The organism is Candidatus Eisenbacteria bacterium, from assembly GCA_030017955.1.
GTDB lineage: Bacteria > Eisenbacteria > RBG-16-71-46 > JASEGR01 > JASEGR01 > JASEGR01.
Genome location: JASEGR010000225.1, coordinates 1 through 1,434 on the forward strand (window position 1 = coordinate 1; position 1,434 = coordinate 1,434).

Genomic DNA, 1,434 nt, shown 5'->3' on the forward strand with positions numbered 1-1,434 from the left:
AGCCCCTATGAAAGTGTCGTGTCGCGGGGCAAAGACATAGACAAGGAACTTTCGGGACACGACACTAGATGGGTCATCCCGGAGCGGAGACAGCCAAGGCTCAGTCGCCATCACACAGATTCGAGGGAGCGAGGACCGGGGCACCAGTTGCGGAGCAATGGGTCGTGATCAACATTTTCGGCAGGATGGGGAGGACATCTTCAGATACCAAAGCTTGGGGGATTTTAGCGACGGGACACTAATAGGCCCCGCGTCTTGAGAGGACAGCGGGAATAGTTCTGATGAGAAGCCGTATGTCAGTCCAGAAGGATTGGTTTCTTATGTACTCGATGTCGAGCCTCATCCATTCCTTGAAACCAAGGGTGCTCCTTCCGCTTATCTGCCAGAGACAGGTCAGGCCTGGTTTTACATCCAGCCGTCTTCTTTCCCAGGGTTCGTACATTTCGACTTCTTCAGGAATCGGGGGCCGCGGACCGACCAGGCTCATGTCTCCCCTCAGAACGTTGAAGAGCTGAGGGAGTTCATCAAGGCTTGTCTTCCTCAGGAATGCTCCGACTCTGGTGACGCGGGGGTCATTGGAGAGTTTGAAGACGGGACCATCGACCTCATTCAGGTGAAGCAGTTTCTTCCGTGATTCGTGGGCGCCTTCGTACATGGAGCGAATCTTGTAAAACAGGAAAGGTTTTCCTTTGAAGCCGAGCCGCGTCGACGTGTAGAACACAGGTCCACGCGAATCCAGCTTCACGGCAATTGCTATTGCCAGGTAAACAGGAATACAAAGGATTAGGGCTACGGCACTCGCCGCAACATCCAGCATCCTCTTTCCACGCCTCAGATAGAATCCATCCCGGCGTGCCTCCAAACCAATCAGCGATTCAATGGCCGGCATGGTCACGTTCCCAATATTCTGGCCGCGGACGGATCTCGCCGGAAGACTGGCAAGCAATCCTCGGTCGCCGCGAAAACTGGCGTCAGGGTTTCTGGAACTTGATCTGGTTTCTTCAATCATGTCAGGAATAGAAAAACCCCGAGACAGCATCTCGGGGCAAAGAGCTTGTTTGTACAGCGTATGCTAGTGAGTTGCCTGAAGCACGAATATTTACCGTGAAGGAACCGCTTCCCCGATAACTCTGAGAGTCTTTGCAATAGGGGACCATTTTCTTGCCGCGCAAGTTGCTCCAAAGACCTTTCGGTCCTCTCAGTGAGGATTAGTCAATACCGTGGACTTCCTCACTAGGCGTTCCTCACTTTTGCGAGTAACGTACCCCTGTAGCAATCGACTCTCTGGAACCACCTCCTCCACTTGTTGACAAAATAAGATTACCACAGTTCCCGGCCAAAGTCAACTGATTTCAGGGACCGCCCGACAGACCTTGCAACTGATCCGGGCCGGCGCCAGCATGGCGCGGGCGCTCATCCGGCTCCCTCCAGCGA

General features: G+C 53.8%; 1 protein-coding gene. It reads right to left on the minus strand.

Annotated features, from left to right (window positions below; all coding sequences use genetic code 11):
* Positions 1-238: 238 nt before the first annotated feature.
* Positions 239-889, minus strand: a complete 651-nt coding sequence (locus tag QME66_13885) for a sugar transferase (protein MDI6810031.1) — start codon at positions 887-889, stop codon at positions 239-241.
* Between the last annotated feature and the right edge of the window lie 545 nt (positions 890-1,434).